A 6,640-nucleotide genomic window follows, 5' to 3' on the forward strand; every position below is an offset into this window, starting at 1 on the left:
TATCTGGAGATCGGGCCGCATCCGGTGCTGTCGTCGGCGCTGCGCGATGCGACCGCCGAGCCGGAAGGCAGCGGCATGGAGCCTGCCTCCCAGAGCCCGGCTGCCGGCGAAGCGCCGGAGGACCTGGCTTCTCGCGGTGGCTCTGCTTCCGGTGAGGACCTGGCTTCTCGCGGTGACTCTGCTTCCGGCGAGGACCTGGCTTCTCGCGGTGGCGCTGCTTCTCGCGGAAACCTCCCTTCTCGTAATACCTCTGCTTTCCGTGAAGTTCAGGCTTCGCTGGAGGCTCCTGCTTCCAGCGAAGAAGCCGACTTCCCGGAGGAACGGGAGCCGCTGCTGCTGTCCTCGCTTCGCCGGGGCGAGGAGGACGCTTCCGTCCTGCTCGAAGGCCTCGGCGAGCTGTACGCCGCCGGATTGGAACCGCTCTGGAGCAGCTTTTACCCGGCCGGGCCGGTATTGTCGCTGCCCCTCTATCCGTGGCAGCGGCAGCGCCACTGGTTCGAGCTGTCCGGCGTTAATGAGACCGATTGGTCCCCCTTATCGCCGCAGGGAACTGCGGAGGAGCGGCACCCCCATCTGGAGAGCGGCACCGTGTTTGCCGCAACGGGTCATTGGGTCTGGGAGAGTGTGCTGAATACTGCCCGGCATCCGTACCTTCAGGATCACTGCGCCAAAGGCATTCCGTTATTCCCGGCTGCCGGTTACTTAGATATAGCCGTCGCCGCCGGCCGCAGCATTCAGGACCAGGCGAAGATCGAGCTCACCGGCGTCCGGTTCCGGGAGGCGCTCCTTCTGCCGGAAGGGCAATCCAGACGGGTGCAGGTGCTGGTCTCTGCGCCGTCCTACGGCCAGTCTTCTTTTGAGATTGTCAGCCGTCCCGCCGACGAACCGCAGGCGAAATGGACGACCCATGCGGACGGAACGATTGAATACCGTCAGACCGGCTCCGAGCATGACGCAGAAGCCGAATCTGCGCCGGAACTTCTTCAGCCGGACACCGTGCTGGAGCGTCTGAATCACCGAATGCTTGATGTGGCGGAGCACTACGATCGTCTCCGTCTCGCAGGCGGAGAATACGGGCCCCTGTTCCGCGGCATGGAGCAGCTAGCCGGAGGCGACCGGGAAGCGCTTGCCTCCATCCGTCTTCCCCGGGGGGCGGCGAATGCCGCCCGGCACGCCGTTCATCCGGCGCTGCTGGACAGCGCGTTTCAGGCTATGGGCGGAACCCTTCAAGAAGAAGAGGGATTGTATTTACCTGTCGGAGTGGACCGCTTCACTCTGCTGGAGTCGCCGGATGACGGCATTCTGTGGAGTTATGCCGTGCTGGAAGAGCAGGCCGGCGAAGAAGCTGCCGGTACTGTACGAATCTGTGCGGAGGATGGACGGCTTGTCGCCGTCGCCGAAGGCCTTCGCGTTCGGCGTCTCGCTTTGGCAGCCGGCTCTGCTGCAGACGACTGTCTGTACCGGCTGGATTGGCAGCCTTCGCCGGCACTTGCGCCTTCTCCGCGAAAGCAGCCAGTTCACTGGCTGCTGCTCGCCGACCGGCCTGGCATTGCGGAGCTTGCCGCCCGGGAATTGTTGTCGCGCGGGGACATCTGCCATCTGGCTTTTCCCGGAGAAGACTATGCCGAAGAGGGGAACAATCGTTATCGGATCAACCCTGCCGATCCCGCGCATTATGCCCGGCTGCTGGAGCAGGTACGGTGGCACAGCGGCAGCGATTTGGCAGGGGTCGTGCATCTGTGGGGAACGGAAGCTGAAGCCGACTTCACCGATGGAGAGAAGCGAATCGCTCAAGAACAGTTCCTGCTCCAATCGGTCCTGGAGCTGGTGCGCTGCCTGAATGCGGATTCGGCCGCTCTGCGGCTCTGGATTGCAACCCGCGGCGGCTGCGATGCAGGCATCACCGTTCCGAATCCGCTTCAGGCATCGCTCTGGGGAATGGGGGCCACGGCCGCGCTGGAGCTTCCCGCTCTGTCCTGTGTTCTGTTGGACCTGGACCCGGAAGAAGATCTAGAAGGTGCGGGCGTTTGGCTCGCCCAGGAACTTCTTGCCGGCGGTTCCGAGAATCGCATTGCGTATCGGAACCGGCAGCGGCTGGTCTCCAGGCTGGTCCGCTGGCAGCCGGAAGCTTTCTCGCCGGATTCGCTGGCAGCGGCCGATGCCGGAGAGAACGATTTTTATCTGAAAATCGCCCAAAGAGGCAGCTTCGATCATCTCCAGCTTCAGGAAATGCCGCGCCGCGAGCCGGGTCCCGTCGAACTTGCCATCCGCGTCCGCGCGTCGGGATTGAATTTCACAGACGTTCTGAACGTACTGGACCTGCTTCCCATCCCGGACCGCAAGGACGTTCCCGGCTGGGAATGCTCCGGAATCGTCGAAGCCGTAGGACCGGGAGTCGAGAATTTCCGGGAAGGCGACGAAGTCGTGGCACTGGCCCCGTGGAGTCTGGGCTCGCGGGTCATTGCCTCCGCTCTGTTGACTGTCCGCAAACCCGGGCAGATGAGCTTCGCTGACGCTGCGGGCATTCCCGCCGCTTTTCTGACGGCTTACTATTCCCTGTATCATATCGGCCGGCTTCAGCCGGGAGACCGGGTGCTTATTCACTCCGCTTCCGGCGGCGTCGGCTTGGCCGCCCTGCAATTGTCGCAGCTGGCCGGAGCCGAAATCTTCGCGACGGCCGGAACTCCGGAGAAACGCGACTATCTGCGCAGCTTGGGCGTAGAGCATGTTTACCCTTCCCGGACTCTGGATTTTGCACGGGAAATCCGCCGGGACACCCGGGGAGAAGGAATCGATGTCGTGCTGAACTCCCTTGCGGGAGAAGCCATTGAGAAGAGTCTGGAACTGCTGCGGCTGGGCGGACGTTTCCTGGAGATTGGCGTGTCCGATATCTACAACAATCACCGGCTCGGACTGCTGCCGTTCCAGCGCTCGTTGACCTACGCCTCGATTCTGCTCTATTACATCTGCGACGAGCAGCCGGAGCTTCTCGGGCGTATGCTGGAAGATCTCATGGAACTGTTCCGCCAAGGGCGTCTGACCCCGCTTCCCGCAACGCCGTTCCCGGCAAGCCGGGCAGATGAGGCCTTCCGTTATATGACAGCATCCAGACATATCGGCAAAATCATCGTTGAATTCGGCGGCGCGCCTGTCCGTCTTCACCCGAATCCGGGTAAATCCCCGGTTCGCCAAGACGGCTCTTACCTGATTACCGGCGGGAATACCGGTCTGGGACTGCTGACCGCAGACTGGCTGGTTCAGCAAGGCGCCCGGTTCCTGGTTCTGACCGGCCGCCGGCCGGCAGGCTCTGAGACGATTCAGGCGATGGAGCGCTGGACTGAACAAGGCGTGCGCTGTCTGTCCGTTCAGGCCGACGCCGCAGACGGGGAACGGATGCAGACTCTCTTTGACCAGATGGAGGCCGAGCTTCCCCCGCTGCGCGGAATTGTCCATGCGGCTGCGGTGCTGTCGGACGGCTTGCTCGCCAACCTGGACTGGAGTCAATTCTCCGATGTGCTCCGGCCCAAGACCGCCGCCGCCTGGAACCTCGACCGGCTCAGCCGGGATAAAGATCTCGATTTCTTCATTATGTATTCTTCGGCCGCTTCGGCGCTGGGTTCGCCCGGCCAGGCCAATTATGCGGCCGCCAACTTCTATCTGGACGCCTTGGCTTCGGCCCGCCGCCGCCGCGGACTTCCGGCGCTCTCGATCGGCTGGGGGCCGTGGGCCAAGGTCGGCGGAGCCGCCCGGCCGGACCGGGGCGGACGCCTCTCGGGTCAAGGGATCCTGTCCCTGGAACCCGAGACGGGACTCGCCGCTCTTCAGCGGCTGCTGGCATCCGGTCCGGCTCACGCTCTGGCCCTGGAGGCCGATTGGCCGAAGGCAGCGGAGAGCCATCCGGGACCCTGGCCGCTCCTGCATGACCTGCTGCTCACGCCGGGACAGAGCAGCCATGGAGGTCCGGCTTCGGCCGGGCACTTGAGAAGCACGCTTCTTGCCGCCCCCGCAGATGAAGCCGCCTCCCTCCTAGCTGCCGAGCTTCGGGGAACCATTGCCCGGATTCTGCGGACCGCACCGGAGCGGCTTCATTCCTCCCGGCCGCTCGTCAGTCTCGGGATGGATTCTCTAATGGCAATTGAATTGAAGAACTGGATTGAGCATCACACCGGCGTCTCTCTGCCTGTCTCCGCTCTGCTGCAAGGGGAAGGCATCAGTCAACTGGCTGCCCGAATCGCCGCAGAACTGCCAAAAGGAAACGGCGCGGTTCGGGAAGAACCCGCCCTATCGGAGGAGGCGGCCGAAGCCGAGCTGACCGGCCGAAGCCATCCGCTGACCGCAAATCAGCTCTCGCTCTGGTTCATGCATCAGTTCTCCCCGGAAAGCGCCGCCTATCATATTCCCAAGGCGGTCCGGATTCCCGGTCCGCTGGAGCCGGAATCTCTGATCCGTGCTCTTCAGGGAATGATCCGCCGGCACCCGGCGCTGCGGACTACTTTTGTAACCGAGCGCAAAGAACCGGTGCAGCGCATCGCAAGCGAAGCCCCGTTAAGCTTCCGGGCGGAGGATGTATCGGGCTGGAGCGAAGCCGAAATCGAGAACTGTCTGAGAGAGGAGACCAACCGGCCTTTCGACCTTGCCGCAGGGCCGCTGATGCGGGCATGCCTGTTCAGCCGCTCGCCGGAAGACCATATTATGCTGATGGTCTTCCATCACATCATTATGGACGGCTGGTCGTTCTGGATTTTCTTCAAAGAGCTGTTTGAACTGTACGAAGCCGAGCGCATCGGTCTGCCGCTGGCTATGCCTTCCGTCTCCGGTCCGTATGTCGCCTATTTGCAGGCCTGCGCCTCCGGGAGGGAGTTCACCGAGTCTATCGCGTACTGGACAGCCAAGCTGGAAGGAGCGGACCCGGTGCTGCGGCTTGCAACCGACCGCCCCCGTCCGCCTGTGCAGACCTTCACCGGCGCTTCCTGCTCGGAAGTGCTGGACCCTGTCCTCAGTATCCGGGTCAAAGCGCTGGCGGAAGAGCGGGGAACCACGCTGTATGCCCTGCTGCTCGGAGCCTGGCAGACTCTGCTCCATCAGTATACAGGTCAGGAAGACCTGGTCGTCGGCACCGCCGTGGCGGGACGCAATCAGGCTTATCTGGCAGGCCTGATCGGCTATTTTGTCAACATGCTGGCGATACGCGGCACGTTCACTCCGGGGATGACGTACCATGATGCGCTCGATGCGGCCCATGTCCGCGTGAATGAAGCGCTCCAGTATCAGGAGCTCCCGTTCTCTCGGCTGGTCCAGCTTCTCCGCCTGAAACGCGACCCGGCGCGCGCCCCGCTGTTCCAGGCGAGCTTTACCTGGCAGCAGGCGCAGACGGACCGCACCGGCATGCTGGACGCATTCGCGCTGAACCTTCCCGGCCTGCTCATGAACTCCGGTTCGCTGACTTTTGAATCGTATCCGCTGCAATGGCAGGGCGCGATGTGGGACCTGGCTCTCATGATGTCCGAGGTGGACGAACGGCTGGGAATTCTGATGCAGTACAACAGCGATCTGTACGACGAGCGGACGATCCGGCGCATGATCAGCGATTTCTCGAACCTGCTGAATGAAATGACGGTCGATTCCACACGGCCTATCCGGCGGTTATCCGCCTCTACTCTCAAAGAATAGGAGTTGCCCTTACCATGACCATCGACCATTCCCGGGAACCCTCTACGTTCGCGGAAGTTGTAGGCCTTCAAGCACTCCGGCATGCCGACCATCCCGCCTGTTTCTTCCTTGCGGGCGACGGCACAGAGACGGGGCGGTTAAGCTACGGCGAATTGGACCGCGCCAGCCGCTCTGTCGCCGCCCTGGTTCAGAAGATCGCTTCTCCCGGCGACCGGGTTCTGCTGCTCTATCCGCCGGGACTCGACTTCATCGCCGCCTTCTTCGGCTGTCTCTATGCCGGCGTCGTAGCCGTCCCCGCCTATCCGCCCAAGCAGAACCGGCATCTGCTCCGTCTCCAGGCCATCGTCGCCGACGCCGACGCCTGCGCCGTGCTGACCACCGGGGATATTCTCGGACGCGTCTCCCGCGGGCTGGACGAGCATCCCCGGCTGGCCGGGCTGGCCTGGCGGGCCACCGACCGCGGCGGTCTGCCGCAGGAAGATGCCTTCCGTCCGGTGCCGCTGACCGGCGACACCCTGGCTTTTCTGCAGTACACGTCCGGTTCGACCGGCCAGCCCAAGGGCGTCATGGTCAGCCATTACAATCTGCTCTGCAACTGCGATATGATCTGTTCCCAGTGGAACCTCTCGGAGAATGACCGCATTGTATCCTGGCTGCCGGCGTTCCATGATATGGGACTGATCGGCATGATCCTGACCGCCTTCTACCTGGGAACCTCCATCGTGCTCATGGCCCCGGTGTCTTTCATCCAGCGCCCAATCCTCTGGCTGGAGGCGATCTCCCGCTACCGGGGCACCTTCACGGCTGCCCCGAACTTCGGCTATGAACTCTGCGCGCACAAAATCACGGACGAGGCCGCGGCTTCCCTGGACCTCTCCTCCCTTCGCGTCGCCGCCAACGGCTCCGAGCCGGTCCGCGCCTCCACGCTTGCCGCCTTCGCCGAGCGCTTCGCCCCCGCCGGATTCCCGCC

General features: G+C 63.3%; 2 protein-coding genes. Both read left to right on the plus strand.

The genetic code is table 11. From position 1 onward, the window contains the following. Positions 1-5,670 (plus strand): SDR family NAD(P)-dependent oxidoreductase (locus RBI05_RS19105; protein ID WP_310552201.1); only part of this gene is annotated, 5,670 nt, incomplete at its 5' end. Positions 5,671-5,684: 14 nt separating this feature from the next. Continuing rightward, the coding region (locus tag RBI05_RS19110) for an AMP-binding protein (RefSeq protein WP_310552202.1) at positions 5,685-6,640 on the plus strand (956 nt) is incomplete at its 3' end.

It is taken from the genome of Paenibacillus glufosinatiresistens (assembly GCF_031470375.1).
Taxonomy (GTDB): Bacteria; Bacillota; Bacilli; order Paenibacillales; family Paenibacillaceae; genus Paenibacillus_AQ; species Paenibacillus_AQ glufosinatiresistens.